Source organism: Kitasatospora sp. NPDC058444, from assembly GCF_042721415.1.
Taxonomy (GTDB): Bacteria; Actinomycetota; Actinomycetes; order Streptomycetales; family Streptomycetaceae; genus Kitasatospora.
In genome coordinates, this window is the sequence record NZ_JBHXLL010000047.1 from 15,813 (window position 1) to 32,939 (window position 17,127).

The 17,127-nt window shown below is 73.6% G+C and carries 14 protein-coding genes; 6 read left to right on the forward strand and 8 right to left on the reverse strand.

Annotated elements, in window-relative coordinates; translation table 11 throughout:
* Positions 1-80 precede the first annotated feature (80 nt).
* Both ACFWP2_RS33165 and ACFWP2_RS33170 read left to right on the forward strand, forming a co-directional pair.
* Positions 81-242: a hypothetical protein gene (locus ACFWP2_RS33165; RefSeq protein ID WP_380458432.1), complete on the forward strand. Its 162-nt coding sequence runs from the start codon at positions 81-83 to the stop codon at positions 240-242.
* Positions 243-299: 57 nt separating this feature from the next.
* The gene (locus ACFWP2_RS33170; protein ID WP_380458434.1) at positions 300-1,454 is read left to right on the forward strand and encodes a permease; all 1,155 of its coding nucleotides are present in this window, start codon (positions 300-302) and stop codon (positions 1,452-1,454) included.
* Between the two features lie 3 nt (positions 1,455-1,457).
* Here ACFWP2_RS33170 and ACFWP2_RS33175 read toward each other — a convergent pair whose 3' ends face one another.
* The 7 genes from ACFWP2_RS33175 to ACFWP2_RS33205 form a co-directional block, all read right to left on the reverse strand.
* A complete protein-coding gene (locus tag ACFWP2_RS33175; RefSeq protein ID WP_380458436.1) occupies positions 1,458-1,967 on the reverse strand; it encodes a low molecular weight phosphatase family protein in 510 nt (169 codons plus the stop codon).
* On the reverse strand, positions 1,960-3,423 hold the full coding sequence (locus tag ACFWP2_RS33180; RefSeq protein WP_380458438.1) for an ASCH domain-containing protein: 1,464 nt from the start codon (positions 3,421-3,423) through the stop codon (positions 1,960-1,962). Before ACFWP2_RS33180 ends, ACFWP2_RS33175 begins: the two co-directional genes overlap by 8 nt.
* Positions 3,424-3,534: 111 nt before the next feature.
* On the reverse strand, positions 3,535-4,377 hold the full coding sequence (locus tag ACFWP2_RS33185) for a helix-turn-helix domain-containing protein (RefSeq protein ID WP_380458440.1): 843 nt from the start codon (positions 4,375-4,377) through the stop codon (positions 3,535-3,537).
* Positions 4,374-4,877, reverse strand: a complete 504-nt coding sequence (locus ACFWP2_RS33190; protein WP_380458442.1) for a DUF6879 family protein — start codon at positions 4,875-4,877, stop codon at positions 4,374-4,376. The genes ACFWP2_RS33185 and ACFWP2_RS33190 overlap by 4 nt, the downstream gene beginning before the upstream one ends.
* A 91-nt stretch (positions 4,878-4,968) precedes the next feature.
* Positions 4,969-5,211: a hypothetical protein gene (locus ACFWP2_RS33195; protein WP_380458444.1), complete on the reverse strand. Its 243-nt coding sequence runs from the start codon at positions 5,209-5,211 to the stop codon at positions 4,969-4,971.
* A 172-nt stretch (positions 5,212-5,383) separates the two neighbouring features.
* Positions 5,384-5,605: a DUF397 domain-containing protein gene (locus ACFWP2_RS33200; protein WP_380458446.1), complete on the reverse strand. Its 222-nt coding sequence runs from the start codon at positions 5,603-5,605 to the stop codon at positions 5,384-5,386.
* A gap of 269 nt (positions 5,606-5,874) precedes the next feature.
* On the reverse strand, positions 5,875-6,810 hold the full coding sequence (locus tag ACFWP2_RS33205) for a hypothetical protein (protein WP_380458448.1): 936 nt from the start codon (positions 6,808-6,810) through the stop codon (positions 5,875-5,877).
* A gap of 273 nt (positions 6,811-7,083) precedes the next feature.
* Here ACFWP2_RS33205 and ACFWP2_RS33210 point away from each other — a divergent pair, with 273 nt between their 5' ends.
* Complete coding sequence (locus tag ACFWP2_RS33210) at positions 7,084-9,327, forward strand: heavy metal translocating P-type ATPase (RefSeq protein ID WP_380458449.1); 2,244 nt, start codon at positions 7,084-7,086, stop codon at positions 9,325-9,327.
* Between the two features lie 143 nt (positions 9,328-9,470).
* On the opposite strand, the gene ACFWP2_RS33215 is transcribed toward ACFWP2_RS33210, so the two are convergent.
* Positions 9,471-11,315, reverse strand: coding sequence for a serine/threonine protein kinase (locus ACFWP2_RS33215; protein ID WP_380458451.1), 1,845 nt, complete (start codon positions 11,313-11,315; stop codon positions 9,471-9,473).
* Positions 11,316-11,567: 252 nt separating this feature from the next.
* Between ACFWP2_RS33215 and ACFWP2_RS33220 the strand changes: the two genes are divergently transcribed.
* The 3 genes from ACFWP2_RS33220 (at position 11,568) to ACFWP2_RS33230 (ending at position 17,109) form a co-directional block, all read left to right on the forward strand.
* Positions 11,568-15,767, forward strand: a complete 4,200-nt coding sequence (locus ACFWP2_RS33220) for a hypothetical protein (RefSeq protein ID WP_380458453.1) — start codon at positions 11,568-11,570, stop codon at positions 15,765-15,767.
* 101 nt (positions 15,768-15,868) lie between these two features.
* Entirely contained in the window at positions 15,869-16,291 is a 423-nt protein-coding gene (locus ACFWP2_RS33225) for a hypothetical protein (protein WP_380458455.1), read from the forward strand.
* Positions 16,288-17,109 carry a nucleotide exchange factor GrpE gene (locus tag ACFWP2_RS33230; RefSeq protein ID WP_380458457.1) on the forward strand — a complete coding sequence of 274 codons (822 nt, stop codon included), beginning with the start codon at positions 16,288-16,290 and terminating at the stop codon, positions 17,107-17,109. The genes ACFWP2_RS33225 and ACFWP2_RS33230 overlap by 4 nt, the downstream gene beginning before the upstream one ends.
* Positions 17,110-17,127: the final 18 nt, after the last annotated feature.

Genomic DNA, 17,127 nt, shown 5'->3' on the forward strand with positions numbered 1-17,127 from the left:
CGTCACCCGACGCGGCCCCCGGCCCCGTGCCCCCGGCGTCAATGCCCCCGCCGTCCGTACCCCGTGTGAAGGAGCCCCCGATGACACCCCGCGAAGTCCCCACCCTCCTGCCGGCCGCCCTGCTGCGCGCCGCCCGCCACCCCGTCGCCCGCTGCCTGCTCGCCTGCCTGGCCGCCGCCCTTGCGGCGGCGGCCGCCGAACCGTCCCGGGGCATCCCCACCCCCTGCCGCCCGGGGCGCTGAGCCTGATCGGCGCGCCGCGGCTGCCGGATACCCGCCGTGGGTATAACGTCGGCCGCCATGCACGCGATCCTCCACGCGCTGTCCATCGCCGGGTCGATGACCTGGGAGATCACCTGGGCCCTGATCCTCGGCTTCCTGCTCTCCGCCGTCGTCCAGGCCGTCGTTCACAAGGCCACCGTGGTCCGACTGCTCGGCGACGACCGGCCGCGCACCCTCGCCCACGCCGCCGGACTCGGCGCGGCCTCCTCCTCCTGCTCGTACGCGGCCGTCGCGCTGGCCCGCTCGCTGTTCCGCAAGGGCGCGAACTTCACCGCGGCGATGGCCTTCGAGATCGCCTCGACCAACCTGGTGGTCGAACTCGGCGTCATCCTGGCCCTGTTGCTGGGCTGGCAGTTCACCGCGGCCGAGTTCGTCGGCGGTCCGGTGATGATCGCGCTGCTCGCCGTGCTGTTCCGGCTGCGGCTGCGCGAGCCGCTGCTGCGGGAGGCCCGCGAGCAGGCGGAGCACGGGCGGGCGGGCTCGATGGAGGGGCACGCGGCGATGGACATGTCGGTGGCCGGAGAGGGCTCCTTCGCCCGCCGGCTGCTGTCCCCGCCGGGCGTCACCGCGGTGTCGCACGTGTTCGTGATGGAGTGGGCGGCGATCCTGCGCGACCTCGTCCTCGGCCTGCTCATCGCCGGAGCGATCGCCGCCTGGGTGCCCGACTCCTTCTGGCAGGCCTTCTTCTTCACCGACCACCCGTTGGCCGCCAAGCTCTGGGGCCCGTTGGTCGGCCCGCCGGTCGCGATCGCGTCCTTCGTCTGCTCGATCGGCAACGTGCCGCTGGCCGTGGTGCTGTGGAAGGGCGGGATCAGCTTCGGCGGGGTGATCTCGTTCATCTTCGCGGACCTGCTGATCCTGCCGATCCTCAACATCTACCGGAAGTACTACGGCGCCCGGATGGCGCTGTTCCTCCTCGGCACGTTCTACGTGGCGATGGCACTGGGCGGCTACGTGGTGGAGTACCTCTTCGGCTGGCTCGGCCTGGTCCCGAACTCGCGCGAGGCGGAGATCCCGATGGCGGGCGTGCAGTGGAACTACACCACCTGGCTCAACATCGCCTTCCTGTTCCTCTCAGCTCTGCTCCTGGTCCGCTTCTTCCGGACGGGCGGCGCCCCGATGCTCCGCCTGATGGGCGGCAGCCCCGACAACGCGGGCCACGGTCACCACTGACGCTCACTCCCGGGCCTGAGGCCGCCGAGTGAGCGGGCGGGAAGGGGTCGTGCGCGAGAAGTCGGCCGGGCCGACCTCTCGTGTCAAACAGGGGCGGGCCGCCTGGAACAGGGCCGTGGCCTCCTGGATCTCCAGGACGGCGGCGGCGAAGTCCTCGGGACCGCCGCCCCACGGGTCGGTGATGCCCGAGCCGAGGAGCCTCGCCGGCAGGTCGGGGCCGACGACGACTTCGACCGCGAGCGCCGTTTCGTCGTCGACCGCGATCACGTCGTCTGCCCAGCCGAGCAGCTCTTCGTCCAGGAGCCGGCCGCGGTGGCCGGTCAGGTCGTAGCCGAAGGCGGCGGCGGCCTCGATCATCAGCGGGTGCGCGGGCTTGCCCACGTGCCAGTCGCGGGTGCCGGCCGAGCGCACGTCCAGCGCGCCCCCGGACCGCTGCGCGATGATCAGGGCGGCGATCGGGGAACGGCAGTGGTTCCCCTGGCAGACCACCAGGACGCGCCTGCGCCTACTCACCGGGGTTCACTCGCTCGATCTCGAACGTGATCACGCCGAGGGCTTCCTTCTCGGGCGGGAAGATCGCGTGGATCGCCCGCAACTGCTCGGCCTCGGTCGCGTGCGGGTTGACCGAGGCGACATTCTCGGTGCCGAACATCTCCTTGAAGGTCCGGTACGTGCCGATGCGGGTCACCCGGGTCAGGCACTCCTCGCCACGACAGGTGAAGTTGAGCAGGTCCCCGACCCTGATCCGCTTCATCGAGGCGTAGGCGACCCGGACTTCGACGGTCTTGGAGCCGTCGGCGATCAGGTCGAAGTACTGCTTGTAGATCTGGATGTTGCGGGGACGGCCATGCGCCTGGGACTGGTTCCTGGCAGGCTGGCGGGTGGTCATCAGGGCTTCCAATGCGGTCGTGGTGTAGGACCGGAAGAAGTGCCTCGGGCTGCTGAGCATCAGCTCACCGGCACCCGTGAGCGCTTCGACGTAGTCCGCTTGCGTGCCGGGCCAGGCGGCCGGGTCGAGCAGCCACTCCGCGGTGCTGTCTCCCGTCGCGTCTCCGGCGTCGGCGGCGGCGCGCAGGAGACTCTTGGAGAGCTTCCCGCCGTCGCTGCCGAGGATCTGAGGGGTGAAGACGCGCAGCGGCACCGGAGCGGCCGGCGCCCCGATCGCGACGTGTGCGCCGTCCACCAGCTGGCAGCCGAACGCCCAGTCGCCGCCCTTCACCATCACGTGCAACGTGCTGTCGCCGGGGCGGTAGGAGCGTTCCTTGACCACGTTCCGGTACAGGGTGGAGAGGTCCAGGTACCCGCCGCCGAGCGGTGTGACGTCTGCCTCGTAGCGGCCGTGCTCGTGGCACATCGCTTCGAACAGCGCCCCTGAGTCGTCCAGTTCGAGCAGCCGTGTGTGGTCGGCGTACCTCTGGGACCACCCACACGTCGGGCAGGGGAGTCGGATGTGCGCTGTGCCGCTGGCCGGGGCCAGCCAGAACCGGATCTGGTCCAGGTACTCCAGCGTTCGCAGGAACTCGGCCCGGAACTCCGGGCTCGCCTGCTGGTCGGTGTAGGTGCTGACCCGGTACTCCACGCCCGTGCGGCTGGTCATTGCGTCGAGGAGAGGGGCGTAGTACTCGGCGACCAGGGCGCGGATGCCGTGGTCAGCGAGCTGGTGATGGTAGGCGAGCTGGTACATCCGGCCGCTGTCATTGACCGTCTCCGCCGGGGCATTGTCCAGCGCCACGAAGTCCACGGCTGCGTCGACCCCGAACTCATCGCGGGCCCGCTCGGCGACCAGGAACGACAGGCTCTGCACCAGGTGCGTGCCGATGTGTGGACGCCCATTGAGCTGCGTCCCCACGGTGAACTCGATCCGTTCCGTTCCGGCCTCCAGGAGGCGGGGCCGGAGCACGTCCAGGGCATCGTCAACGGCGTTGGCCAGCACGGTGTTCGGCGACCTGAGGAGGTCTGTGGTGTTCACGTGGTGCCTCCAGCTCCGCTCATGAGCTGCTTCACAGCAGCGGGCATACCCGACGCCCGTTGCTGGGCGATGCAGGCGAGAGCCAGGTTAGGAGTGCGGAGTGGGGCTGACCTACCGGCCTTCCCGTTCACGAAAGAACTCGTCCCGGATGCTCTCGACCATGCTTCGCATCTCGTCCCCGTGAAGCGCCACGGAATCGAACTGCGCGAATGTGGAGAGGTACACCTCCACGTCCTTCGGGTCGCGTGTGGTGATCTCCGCGTGGAACGTCTCCACGATCACCAACCGGTCGTCGTGAGCGCTGAAGCACGTCATGGGGAAGTTCGGCATCTGACGGGTGAGGGGCACCACGCCAATGGTCACGTTGGGGAGCCGGGACAGGGAGACCAGCCTGTCCATCTGCGTTCCCATCACCATCGGGTGCCCGATGCGCCATCGCAGCACATGCTCACAGATCACGAAGTGGAAGGACCGGCTTTGGTCGTACAGCACGGTCTGTCGTTCCAGCCGGGCGGCCTTGGACTTCGCCTTGGCTTCGTCGGTCAGCTCGGGTTTCATCGCGAACAGATCGGAAATGTACTCCGGGCTCTGGAGAAGGCCCGGGATCAACTGGCCTTGAAACAGCCTGAGCGTGCTGGTCCGGGCCTCAATGGCCCGGATGCCCTGTTGGTGCTTCCAGTGGCCCGTCCGGCGCAGCTCGCGCCATGCTGTGGCCTCGGTGGCAGCAGCTCTCGTTTGGGCCAGGAACTCGGCCTTGGCCGCCTCGGAGACTTCGAGGGCCGTCAGGATCAGCTCTACGTCCTGGACGGTGGGAAGGACTCGGCCGTTCTCGATCTTCGACAGTTTCGCCGGAGACATGGAAGCCCTACGGGCGACGGTCTCTGCGGTCTTGCCCGAGGCGATCCGAAGCGCCCGCAGGGCTGTTCCCAGGTCGTGCTGTTCTGCCTTGCTCAACCGGCCGTGTACTCCTCGAAGGGCACGGCGTGAGCCAAGGCGATGTCCCGGTAGCGGCAGTACTCGTCGAGTCGGTCGTGCGGCAGCAACTCGGCACCGATGAACTGTCCGGCGTCCGTGTAGTGCATCCGGTAGACCTTGGCGTCATCGAAGAGCCAGAAGTCGTGATCCGGGAGGCCGGAGACGGCCTGGTGGGTCGTGTCGAGGATGCCGATGGTCTCGCCGGCCTTGATGTTTCCGGGGTACGAGGCCATCTCGTAGCGCAGGTAGTCCGTCAGCGGCGAGCTGAGCACGTGCACTCTGCCCACCTGCTTGCCACGGTCGGTCATGGAACGGACCCACGGGTTGTCAGAGCACGTCGCGGGCAGTCCCTTGCCGGCGAGGAAGTCCGCGAACTCCTCGCGCTCCGCATCCACGTCGTACTCGGCGAGTGTCTCCAATCGGAACGCCGTCCGCTCGAAGGTCTGGAACAGTCGGCCGAAGTCTTCACCTTTGAGCACAGAGATAGCCTTCCAGTACGGCGGACGGGACGAGTACGGCGTCCTCGCCGGCGGGCAGCTTCAGTTCCGCCAGTCGGTCGCCATCGGTGATCTAGTAGCCCTTGATCACGTAGTCCCCACCCTTGCTGCTCGACCTGCGGACATCAAAGTAGCCGTTCAAGATGGCGGACGGAACCAGCACGGCGGTCTCACCGGCGGAGAGCCTGAGCTCAGCCAGGTGTTCCGGGTCGGTGATCACGTACCCCTGGACGACGTAGTTCCCATCCTCGGTGCCCCAGAGCGTCGGACACGTTCCGTCACGGCAAGAGCCTTCCCCGGACAACCAGCGCAGCATCGTGTGCCCCCTTGCGTCGTGAGTGGTCCCTGTCTCGTTCGATGCTCCCGGGGGTACAGAGCGTGGTCAAGAACTCGATCTTTCCAAGACGGGAAAGTGGCACCGAGGGGGCGTTGGGGCGTGGCAGGTCTGCGCGAGAAGTCGGCTGGGCCGACTTCTCGCGCAACGGTGTTCAGGTGTTGGGGATCTCGCTGGTTTTGATGGCGGCGATGAACGCGGACCAGGCGGCGGCAGGAAAGACGAGTGCCGGCCCGCTGGGGTCCTTGGAGTCTCGAACCGGGACGATGCCGGGGAAGCCGTTCGCGACCTCGATGCAGTTCCCCTGATTGGCGCTGAACTCGCTCTTTCGCCAGGTGGCGCGGCTCAGGTCCAAGCTGCTCTGGTCGGTGATCATGACTCAAGTTCCTTTGCGATCCGAGCGATAAGCCGCCGCGACGGCGCAACATCGAGCGCTGCTGCCCGCAGCCGATCAAACGCCTGGTCATAGACCGGTCCGCGCGATCAGCCCCCGCCGCCGGGCCGCCCACGCCGAGATGCAGCTCTGGAGGGCCACCCCGGGTAGCGCCGAAGCCCTGCTCCGCTCGGTGCTCCGGCAGGTCGGATGAATGGCGAGGTGCCGGGCGATCCGTCAGGGATCGCCCGGCACCTTCCGAATGCGCCTGTTCAGTGCTGGTGGCCGCCCGCGCCCTCGGTGTGCTCAGCGGCGGGGGCAGTGGGGGCGGCGGCCGGGGCGGCAGCTCCGTCCGTGCTCAGCGTGAAGGCCGCCGTGCGGACGGTGTCCTGGTGCTTGAAGTCGAGGAAGAGCCGGTAGCTGCCGCTGCTCGGGGCGGTGGTGGTGAAGCCGATCTCCGGGCCCGGGGTGGTGGTGTCCGGGTGGACGTGGAGGTAGGCGAGGTCGCCGGCGCGCAGGGCGACGAGGTGGCCGTAGGCGCCGAGGTAGGGCTGGAGGTCGGTGACGGGCTTGCCGTCCCTGCTGACGCTCAGGGTGAGCGTGCCGCTGCGTCCGGGGGTGAGGTCGCCGCCCAGGGTGACGGTGTAGCCGTCGACGGTGACGGTCCGTCCGGTCTCCGGCAGCGGGGCGGGCCGCAGGTCGCCCGCGGCGTGCAGGTCGGCGCCGAGGGTGAGGCCCTCGGCGGCGCCGGCCGGGGTGAAGTCCGCGAAGACCCGGTACTCGCCGGCGGCGGGGACGGCGGTCGGGGTGCTCCAGGTGCCGTCGGCGGCCAGGGTGGGGTGCAGGTGCTGGAAGGTCGACAGGTCGCGCGGGGCGACGATCAGGTGCAGGTCCTTCTCGTGCTGCGGCTGGTAGGCGGTGACGGGTTTGCCGTCCGAGCCGAGGATGCGGAACCGCAGGTCGGTGGGGGAGCCGGCGGTCACGAAGGGGTTCTCGACGCTGAGGGTGTAGCCGCGTTCGGAGACCTGGAGCCCGCCTGGCAGGTGCTCGGCGCCGCCGCCGTCCGACTCCTCGGTGTGCCCCGCATGCGTGCCGTGCGCGGGCTTGGGGGAGGGGGCGCTGCCGGTGGCGTGGCCGACGCCGAGGGCGAGGCCGAAGGTGGCGGCGAGTCCGGCGGCGAAGGCGGTGATGCGCAGCGGGGTGTTCATGGCGGGGTTTCTCCTCGTGGCGCGGAACGGAAGCGGGGCGGGCGGGGCTCGGTGCCCCTGAGTGAATACCCCATGGGGGTATCAAGTCAAGCAAGTCGCAGCCCCGAAAAATACAGGGCGGGGGTATCGGTCAGGCCCGGTCAGGCCTTGCGGTCGATACCCCTCGGGGGTATAAATGAACCCGGCGCCGCCCGATACCCCTCCGAGGTATGAAGGCCCGGCCGGGGAACGTACCGCACGGCAACCGCACGACAACTGTCACGAGGAGCGACGATGACTACGCAGGCACCCGCCTCAGCGGAGGTGGAACTCTCGATCGGCGGCATGACGTGCGCCTCCTGCGCGGCCCGGATCGAGAAGAAGCTCAACCGGATGGACGGGGTCACCGCCAGCGTCAACTACGCCACCGAGAAGGCGAAGGTCGCCTTCGAGGGCGGGGTCGAGGTCGCCGATCTGATCGCCACCGTCGAGGCCACCGGCTACACCGCCGCGCTGCCCAAGCCCCCGGCCTCCGAAGCGGCCCCGGGTGCGGACGCCGAGCAGGCCGACGGACTGGCCCCGCTGCGCCAGCGGCTGTTCACCGCGGTGGCGCTCGCCGTGCCGGTGATCGCGATGGCGATGGTGCCGGCCCTCCAGTTCGACAACTGGCAGTGGCTGTCGCTGACCCTCGCCGCACCGGTCGTCACCTACGCCGCCTGGCCGTTCCACCGGGCCGCGTTCACCAACGCCCGGCACGGCGCCGCGACCATGGACACCCTGGTCTCGCTCGGCACCCTCGCCGCGTTCCTCTGGTCGCTGTGGGCGCTGTTCTTCGGAGACGCGGGGATGCCGGGCATGCGGCACGGCTTCGAGTTCACCATCGCCCGCAGCGACGGCTCGTCCAACATCTACCTGGAGGCGGCGGCCGGCGTCACCGCCTTCATCCTGGCCGGCCGCTACTTCGAGGCGCGTTCCAAGCGCACCGCCGGGGCAGCGCTCAAGGCGCTGCTGGAACTGGGCGCCAAGGACGTGACGGTGCTGCGCGGCGGAGCCGAGGTGCGCGTCCCGATCGCCGACCTCGCGGTGGGGATGCGCTTCGTGGTCCGGCCGGGCGAGAAGATCGCCACCGACGGCGTGGTCGTCGAGGGTGCTTCCGCCGTGGACGCCTCGATGCTGACCGGCGAGTCCGTGCCGGTCGAGGTCGGGGTGGGGGACGCCGTCACCGGCGCCACCGTCAACGCGGGCGGCCGGCTGGTCGTCGAGGCCACCCGGGTCGGCGCGGACACCCAGCTCTCCCGGATGGCCAGGCTGGTCGAGGACGCGCAGAACGGCAAGGCCGCCGCGCAGCGCCTCGCGGACCGGATCTCCGCGGTCTTCGTGCCGATCGTGATCACCCTCGCGGTGGCCACCCTCGGCTACTGGCTGGGCACCGGCGAGGGCTGGACCGCCGCCTTCACGGCAGCGGTGGCCGTGCTGATCATCGCCTGCCCGTGCGCCCTGGGCCTGGCCACCCCGACCGCCCTGCTCGTCGGCACCGGCCGTGGCGCCCAGCTGGGCGTCCTGATCAAGGGCCCGGAGGTCCTGGAGTCCACCCGCAAGGTCGACACCATCGTCCTGGACAAGACCGGCACCGTCACCACCGGCCAGATGACCCTGCTCGCGGTGCACACCGCCGAGGGCGTGGACCAGGCCGAGGCGCTGCGCCTGGCCGGCGCCCTGGAGCACGCCTCCGAGCACCCGATCGCCCGGGCGATCGCCACCGCCGCCGCCAAGGCCGGCGAACTGCCCGCCGTCGAGGGCTTCGAGAACGTCCCCGGCCTGGGCGTCCAGGGCGTGGTGGACGGCCACGCCGTGGTGGCCGGCCGGGAGGCCCTGCTGAACGAGTGGTCGCAGCACCTGCCCGAGGCGCTGGCCGAGGCCAAGCGCACCGCCGAGGCGGCCGGCCGCACCGCGATCGCGGTCGGCTGGGACGGCGAGGCGCGGGCCGTGCTGGAGGTCGCCGACGCGGTCAAGCCGACCAGCGCCGAAGCCATCGGCAAGCTGCGGGCGCTGGGTCTGACCCCGGTGCTGCTGACCGGTGACAACCGGGCGGTGGCCGAGGCCGTGGCGGCCGAGGTCGGCATCGCGCCGGAGCACGTGATCGCCGAGGTCATGCCGCAGGACAAGGTCGACACCGTCAAGCGGCTGCAGGCCGCGGGCAAGGTCGTGGCGATGGTCGGCGACGGCGTCAACGACGCGGCCGCGCTCGCCCAGGCCGACCTGGGCCTGGCCATGGGCACCGGCACCGACGCCGCCATCGAGGCCGGCGACCTGACCCTGGTCCGCGGCGACCTGCTGGCCGCGGCGGACGCCATCCGGCTCTCCCGCAAGACCCTGGGCACCATCAAGAGCAACCTCTTCTGGGCCTTCGGCTACAACGTCGCCGCCCTGCCGCTGGCCGCCGCCGGCCTGCTCAACCCGATGATCGCGGGGGCCGCGATGGCCTTCTCCTCGGTCTTCGTGGTCGGCAACAGCCTCCGGCTGCGCCGCTTCCGCTGAGCCGCTGAGCCGCTGAAACCGTCGAGCCGTCGAGCCGTCGAGCCGTCGAGCCGCTGAACCACCGAACCGCCGAGTCGCCACCGCCGGGCCGAGGCCCCGGAACCCCCGCCAGGGTTCCGGGGCCTCGGCGTCGGTCCGGCCGGTCAGCCCTCCGGCAGCCCCACCGCCTGCCAGCGGTACGCCGCGTCCTCCTGCCAGACCTGCAACTCGCCCTCCACCACCGCCGCCAGGCACAGCCGCCAGTCGTCGCCCATGGCCAGCGCGACCCGGGTGGCCGGGCGCAGCGTGGGCCGCCACCAGCGCGCCCGGCGGGAGGCGCCGCCGGCCGGCAGGCGCAGCCGTACGCCGCCCGCGCCGGCCAGGGCGACGGTCGGGCCGCCGCGGTGGCCGACCATGGCGATGCCGAGCGAGGGTTCGCCGTCGCCGATCTCCGTTCCGGCCGTCCCAGCCCCTCCGGGGCCCGCTCCGGCCCCTCCCCCTCCCGTTCCCGCTCCCGCCCCGGCCGCGCCGAGGGTGTGCAACTGGGCCGAGCCGTCCGGCCGCAGCGTGACGGCCTGCGGCCCGGCGGAGGTGCGGGCCAGCGCCGCGGCGCGCAGCGGGCCGGCCGGGCCGACCGGGACGGGCGGCCGCGCGGTGCCGGGTCGCCAGCTCAGCACCCGCTCGCGGTGCTCGACCAGCAGCAGCCAGGCGCCGGGCCGTTCCTCCTCGGCGGCGAGCACCCGGTCGGCCGGGCAGCCGGGGTGTTCCTGGCCGGTCAGGGTGCGGCCGGGGGCCCAGCGGTAGGAGCGCAGCGCGCCGCCGGCGGCTGTCCAGGCCGTCATCTCCCCGGTCGAACCGACCGCCCCCGCCAGGCCGTTGACCCCGCGCGCCGCCTCCCACCAGCCGGTCGTCGTGCCGACCCACAGGGTGCCGCCGCGGTCCTCGGCGCACACCACCAGCTCGCCCTGGGGTCCGGCCCACCCGGCGGTCAACTCCCGTACCGCGGACGGCCCCTGGCCTGCGGGGAGGCTCCGGCCGAGGCCGCCGGGGCCGGCCAGCGCGGTGCCGTCGGCGCCGCCGGTGACCACCAGTGGCCGCCCGGTCGGGTCGGGCAGCACGGCCAGGCCCGCGGTGCGGGCCACCGGCCGGTGGGCGCGCAGCAGTTCACGGCCCCGGGCGATCCACGGGCCGAGCGGGGAGGGTCGGCGGTCCGGTTCGCGGGCCAGCGGTTCGCAGGCCCAGCGCGCCAACTCCTCGCTGTAGCCGGCGGCCAGCAGTTCGGCGCGGGCCTGCTCGGCGGCCAGCCGGTGGTCCAGGCGGCCGTGGTCGGGCAGCAGCAGGGTGCGGACGAGGGTGCCGACCGCGAACAGGTCCTTGGCGGTGGTCGGGAAGCCGCCCACCTGCTCGGCCTCCGGCGGGACGTGCCCGGGGGTGAACACCGCGACGGTCAGGGTGTGGTCCAGCGGGGCGAGGAAGGTCAGGTCGATCAGCTTGACCTGCCCCTGGCCGTCCACCAGGACGTTGGCGGGGGAGATGTCGCGGTGCACCCAGCGTTTGCGGTGCAGTTCGTCGACGATCCGGCAGAGCCTGGTCAGTACCTCCGCCACCGCGGCCGGGCCGCCGCGCTGGCCGCGCGCCCAGGTGTGCAGTGGCGCGCCGTCGACCCAGGGCGAGATCTGGTAGCCGAGCAGCGCGTTGCCGGGCGGGGTGCCGGGCCGGTGCGGGGAGGGGCCGAGCAGGAAGCTCGGCACCACCAGGTCGGTGACGCCCAGCCGGTGCGCGTTGTGCGAGACGTCGTCCCAGCGGCCGAGCCAGCGCCGCACCTCGGCCGGGTCGCGCTCCAGCATGATCTTCGCGGCGACGAGTTCCTTGCGCCCGTTGTGTCCGGTACGAACCGCCCGCCACACCTCGGCCTCGCCGCCCCGGTGATGGAACTCCAGGAGTTCGTACTGCTCCGGGTCGAACTCCGGCCCGAACCTGAGCCCGGGCACCCAACGCGACTGCGACACCCGACCCCCGAGGCTACTGACCGCTGTGGACGCGCTGTTGGCGCGCTGCTGTTGAGCTGTTGCCGAGCTGCTGCCGTGCTGTCGTCCCGCTGTTGACGTGCTGCCCAGGATAGTGCTCTTTCCTGGTCGTCCGTCCGATCGAGGGCCTATTCTGATGGCGCCCGGGCAACATCACGACACGACGTCAACTCATGGTCGCCCGAAGGTAATTGATCATGAGTTGGTCGGTGTCCGAACGCAGGGGGACGGTGCATGGCGCTGATAGCGGTGCTGCTGGTCGTGGTGGCACTGGCCGGTGCGGCAGCCGTCGTCCTGGCCCGCCGCCGACGGACCCTGGACGCCCAGGCGGTGGCGAAGGCCCTGACCGCGGCCGCCGAACGGCTCGCCGCCGGCCGGGCCGCCCAGGCCCGCCGCCACTACGCCCGGCTGGCCCGCCGCCTCGCCGACGCGCCCGAGGACCTGCGCCCGCAGCGCGGCCTCGCCCTGCTCGGCCAGGCCGAGGCCACCATCCCCACCGGCGACCAGCAGGCCACCCTCGCCCTGTACCGCGAGGCCTACCCGCTGCTCGCCGACCCGGCCCGGCAACTGCCCCGGTGGAGCCTGCGCCACCTCGCCGAGGAACGGATGCGGGCCCCCGAAGGCGACCTCGGCCCGCTGCTCGCCTTCCTCCAGGCCACCGCCGCCGGCGCCGAACCCGGCGAGGAGGCCGAAGCCGCCGCCCGTAGCGTCGACTGGCTGCAGCACCGCTGCCGCGAGGGCGCCCCCGACCAGCGCGAACACGCCACCGCCGCCGCCCTCGCCGCCCTGCCCGGCCGGGACTGGCCGGTGCTCGCCCGGGCCGCCCTGCTCCAGGCCACCGACCGGGCCGCCGAGGCCGAGGCGCTGGTCTCCGACGCGGTGTCCTCCGGCAGCGGTGAACTCTGGTTCCGCTGGGGCGTCCAGCTGTACGCCCGGCACCGGGACGGGCCCGCCGTCGCCGCCTTCGACGAGGCGCTGCGGCTCGGCCCCGGCGAACCCTCCCCGTGGGGACGCGGCCCGGCCCTGCGCACCGACGCCCTGCTCTTCCGCGGCCTCGCCGAGCAGCGGGCCGGCAACACCGACCGGGCCTGGGCCGACCTCGCGGCCGCCGCCGGCGAGAGCCCGGCCGACCCCCGCCCCCGCTACGCCCTCGGCCGGCTCGCCCTGCTGCTCGGCGCCGACGAGCAGGCGCGTGAGCAGTTCGCCGCCGCCCTGACCGTCCGACCCGACTTCGCCCCGGCCCGGTTCGGCCTCGCCCTGGTGCACGAGCGGGCCGACCGCCCCGCCGAGGCCGCCGCCGACTACCGGGCCGGCCTCGGCGCGGCCCCCGACTGGCGCCCCGCCCGGGTCCGGCTCGGCGCCGCCCTGCTCGCCGTCGGGCGGACCGAGCAGGCCGAACCGGTCCTGCGCGCCGAGGCCGACACCGAACCGGGCACCCGCTGGACCGGCGTCGCCGCCTTCCACCACGGCCTCGCCCTCGCCCGCACCGACGACCAGGCCGGCGCCCTCGCCCGCTGGGAGACGCTCGACGACGAGGACCTGGGCCCCCGCCGGGCCCTGGCCCGCGACCGGCTCGCCCGCACCCGCCTGGCCACCGACCCGACGGCGGCCCGCGAACTCTGGCAGCAGGCCACCGCCGAGCACCCGGCCGCCCCCGGCTACCGCGCCGCGCTGCGCGAGGCCGCCCTGCGCGAGGCCGCCCACCTGCTGGTCACCGGCCGGGACGACGCCGAGGCGCGCGGCCGCGCCGCCGCCGCGCTCGCCCTCGCCGACACCCTGCCCGGCGCGCTCACCCACCGCCAGGCCCGGCTGCGGGCCGCCCTCGCCCTGGCCGAGGGAACCCCGGAGCCGGTCGCCACCCTGCTCGACGCCGGCAGCGGCCTGCGCGACCGCTACCACCTGGCCGCCGTCGCCCTGCTGGCGGGCCGCCCGGCCCGGACGATCGCCCTGCTCGGCCCGCCCGACCCGGCCGGCGACCCGGCGACCGCCCGGCTGCGCGCCCTGCTCGCCGAACGGGCCGGCAACTGGGCCGCGGCCCTGGACTGGTACCGGCACTTCCTGACCTCGGGCACGGCAGCGGGCGCGGCGGGCGCGGCGCCCACGGGCGGCTGCGCGCTCTGCGACCGCCCCGCCACCGGCACCTGCGGGGGCTGCGGCCGCGAGGCCTGCGCCGACCACCAGCACACCCCCGAGGCCGCCGCCTCGCCCCGCTGCGTGCACTGCGCCGGCCCCGCGCTGCGCGCCGTCCTCGACTGCGCCCGCCGGGCCGGCACCCCCGACGAAGCCGAACCCGTGCTCGCCCGCTGGGCCGAGGCGCTCGGCGACGGCGCCGCCGCCACACCCGTCCGGCTCGACCTCGCCCTGCTGCGGGCCGAACTCGGCCGGCTGGACGAAGCCCTGGCCGATCTGCCCGCGGATGCCCCGGCGGCCCGCGCCGCCGTCCTGGTCCGCCGGGCCGGCGCCGCCCTCGCCGCCGGTCGGCCCGGCCGGGCCGCCGTCGACCTGCGCCAGGCTCTGCGCCTGGCCCCGGGCGGCGAGGCAGCCGGCCGTGAGGCAGCCGGTCCTGAGACGCCGGGCCACGCGCGTGCCGCCGGAGCGCTCACCCTGCTCGCCGAGCACGAGGCGCACCAGGCCACCCTCGACGGCCGCCACCGGGAGGCCTGGGAGGCCTACCGCGAGCTGCTGCTCAGGGATCCGGCCCACCCCCGGCTGCTGCACGCCCTCGGCCTGGCCGGCTACCGGCTCGCCGCCGCCCCCGCAGCCGCCGGGACCCCCGCAGCCCCCGATGCCCCCGCAGCCGCCGGGACCCCCGCAGCCCCCGACGAGGAGGTCTGGGCCTGGACGCTCGGCTGCCTGGTCGCCGCCCTGCACCAGCCCGAGCTGTGGGCCGAGTCCGCCCGGATCACCGGCCGCACCCCCGAACCCCAGCGGCTGGCCACCGCCCGCGCCGGACTGCTCGACCGCCTCCGCGACGACCTGCGCGCCCTGGACCGGGCCGCCGGCCGCAGCGGCGACGAGGTCACCGCCTGGACGCTGCGCCTCGGCATGGAGGCGCACTGCGCGGACGGCTTCGCCCAGGAGGACGTCCGGATCACCCTGCCCGGCCGCCCGGCCCGCCGTCTCACCCTCGGCCCCGCCCTCGACCGGCTGCTCCGCGACCGGCCCGAACTCCCGGGCTGGGCCGAGGCCTTCGAGCAGGCCGTCCGGCCCTGGCGGCGGCCCGCCGGTCCCGCCGCGCCCGCGCCCACCCGGGCCCTCGGCCTGTTCGGCGACCTCGGTCCGCAGCGCTACCTCCAGCTCCAGGGCCGGCAGGCGGCCGCCGTCGCCGCCCTGGACGCGGTGCCCGAGCAGCGGCGCGGCGAGGACTGGCAGGCGCTGCTCGGTGAGTCGCTGGTCAGCCAGGCCCGCGAGCACCACCGCAACCAGGACTGGCGCGAGGCCCTGGACGGCCTCACCCGAGCCCGGTCCGTCCCCGGCGCCCGGCTGCCCGCGGACGTCGCCGCCATCGCCGCCGAGTCCGGCCTCAGGGCCGCCCGCGCGCTGCTCAAGAGCAGCCTGGACGACCAGGCCGGAGCCGCCGAACTCCTGGAGAAGGCCCTGGCGTTGGCCCCCGACGACCCCGAGGTGAGGGGTGACCTCGGCGCCACCTACGCCCAGTGGGCGCGCAAGATCAACAACGAGGACAAGGACTACCGCCGCGCCCTCGCCCTGCTGGAGAAGAGCCTGGAGCTGGTCCCCGGCGACCCGACCGCCCGGCACTTCCTGGAGGCCGCCCTCGGCAACCGGGCCGGCCAGCTCAGCCACCCCGACGCCACCGACGCGGAACTGGAGGAGGCCGCCGAGACCTGGCGGGCGCTGATCGAACTCAACCCCGACCCGGACCACCGGCTCGGCCTCGGCTTCGTGCTGCTCCAACTCGCCCGTTCGGCCGCCTTCGCCGACGACCGGCGGCGCGCCGTCGAGTGGATGGCCGAGGCGCTGCGCGCCGACCCGGAGTGGGAGGGCGGGACCGACCGCGAGGCCCCGCGCCGGGTGTCGGTGATGCTCGCCAACCACGTGATGGACGCCATGCAGGACCAGCCGTTCACCGCCCAGGCCGCGATGCTCCAGAAGGCCCGGTCCTACGACGACTCGACCGACATCCGCCGCCTGATGGTCAGCCTCTGGCGCGGCAAGGCCATCGGCCACTACGAGGGCCGCCGCTACCGCGCGGCGATCAAGCTGCTGGAGGAGGCGCTCGAACTGTCCGGCACCCCGGAGGACACCGACAAGCTGCGCCGCGAACTCGGCATCGTCTACGGCTCGTTCGCCGTCCAGCAGGCCAACGCCCGGAAGCTGCGCGAGGCCCGGGAGCTGGCCCGCACGGCCGTCGAGTACAGCCCGGACGACGTCGAGCTGCACGCCATGCAGATGCGGATCAACTCGCTCTACTGACGGCAACCGCACGGCAGTTGGCGTCGTCCTAGACCGTACGCCGCAGGCCGTGCGGTCCGCCCGAGCCGTTCCCGCCACCGTGAGGAGAGAGACCGCCCGCCATGCCACTGCACGAACCGTCGCCGTACGAGGTCCTGGGCGTCCCGCTCACGGCCGGCGTGCGCGAGATCAACCTGGCCGTCGGGCCGGCGATGAAGGCCGCCCGGTACACCCGGCAGCAGATCCAGGAGGCCGCCGCGCTGCTGCGCAACCCGGACCGGCGCCTGGAGGCGGACCTCCAGCGGCCCCTCCCGCCCGAGCCGGTCGACCAGGCCGCCGAACTGCTCGCCCCCGCGCTCGCCGAGCCGCTGCTGGTGATCGAGCGTCCACCGCTGCCGCCCGCCGCGCTGGCCGCCCTCCACCGCGCCGAGCTGGCCGCCGACTTCGCCGAGCCCGCCCCCGGCGGCGCCGACCCCGAACCGCCCGTCCCCGCCCGCTACGCGGCGGACCTCTCCGTGCTGCCGCAGATCGAGGTGCCCGAATGACCGACGCCCGCACCGATGCAGTTGCCGACGGGCGCCCCGACGCACCCGACGGCGGGGCCACCCCCGGGGCCCCGTTCGACGGCCACCGGCGGCTGGAGATCCCGCCCGGCGTGGAGGACGTCGACCTGGAGCAGGCGTTCGGCCGACTGCTCTTCCGGGCATCGCTGCTGGGCGGCAAGCTGACGGAGCAGAAGCAGGCCGCCCGGGCCGAACAGCGCGAACTGCTGGGCATCCTGGTCGAGGTGGACGACGCGCTCGCCGCCCTCGGCCTGGACCGCGAGCTGGTGGCGCTCGGGCGCGGCGCCGGACTGGAGGCCACCCGGCGGCGGCTGCTCGGGCAGCTCGCCAAGGCCAAGGTGCGGCCGATGCGGCTGGAGGGCATGACGGCGGACCCGGACCTGACCGAGATCGTGGGCACCGAGACCCGGCCCGGAGTGGCGCCGGAGACGGTGGTGCGGACGGTGGTGACCGGGTTCTTCTGGGGGGACGAGGTGCTGCGCCGGGCCCAAGTGGTGGTCGCCGCACCGGAGTCGGACCTCCCGGTCCCGCTGCCGGAACCCGAACGGGAACCCGAACCGGAAACCGAACCCGAACCCGAATCGGAACCCGAACCGGAACCGGAGACGCCCGAGGCCGCTGAGGCCACCGAAGTCACCGAAGACGCCGAAGTCACCGACGACCTCCCGCCCGCCACCGCCGAAGCCAGCGCGCCGGTCACCCGTGCCCAGCCCAAGGGGGCCCCGCCCCGGGCCCGCCGCCGGGGCGGCGCCGTGGCCAAGCAGGCCAAGCAGGCCAAGCAGGCCAAGCGCAAGAAGTAGCCAGGACCACGAGGGGCA

What these genes read in the sequence shown, in the direction of transcription:
- ACFWP2_RS33165 (WP_380458432.1), top strand. Translation starts at nt 81, where the DNA reads ATGACACCCCGCGAAGTCCCCACCCTCCTGCCGGCCGCCCTGCTGCGC.
- ACFWP2_RS33170 (WP_380458434.1), top strand. Translation starts at nt 300, where the DNA reads ATGCACGCGATCCTCCACGCGCTGTCCATCGCCGGGTCGATGACCTGG.
- ACFWP2_RS33195 (WP_380458444.1), bottom strand. Translation starts at nt 5,211, where the DNA reads ATGCTGCGCTGGTTGTCCGGGGAAGGCTCTTGCCGTGACGGAACGTGT.
- ACFWP2_RS33200 (WP_380458446.1), bottom strand. Translation starts at nt 5,605, where the DNA reads ATGATCACCGACCAGAGCAGCTTGGACCTGAGCCGCGCCACCTGGCGA.
- ACFWP2_RS33205 (WP_380458448.1), bottom strand. Translation starts at nt 6,810, where the DNA reads ATGAACACCCCGCTGCGCATCACCGCCTTCGCCGCCGGACTCGCCGCC.
- ACFWP2_RS33210 (WP_380458449.1), top strand. Translation starts at nt 7,084, where the DNA reads ATGACTACGCAGGCACCCGCCTCAGCGGAGGTGGAACTCTCGATCGGC.
- ACFWP2_RS33220 (WP_380458453.1), top strand. Translation starts at nt 11,568, where the DNA reads ATGGCGCTGATAGCGGTGCTGCTGGTCGTGGTGGCACTGGCCGGTGCG.
- ACFWP2_RS33225 (WP_380458455.1), top strand. Translation starts at nt 15,869, where the DNA reads ATGCCACTGCACGAACCGTCGCCGTACGAGGTCCTGGGCGTCCCGCTC.
- ACFWP2_RS33230 (WP_380458457.1), top strand. Translation starts at nt 16,288, where the DNA reads ATGACCGACGCCCGCACCGATGCAGTTGCCGACGGGCGCCCCGACGCA.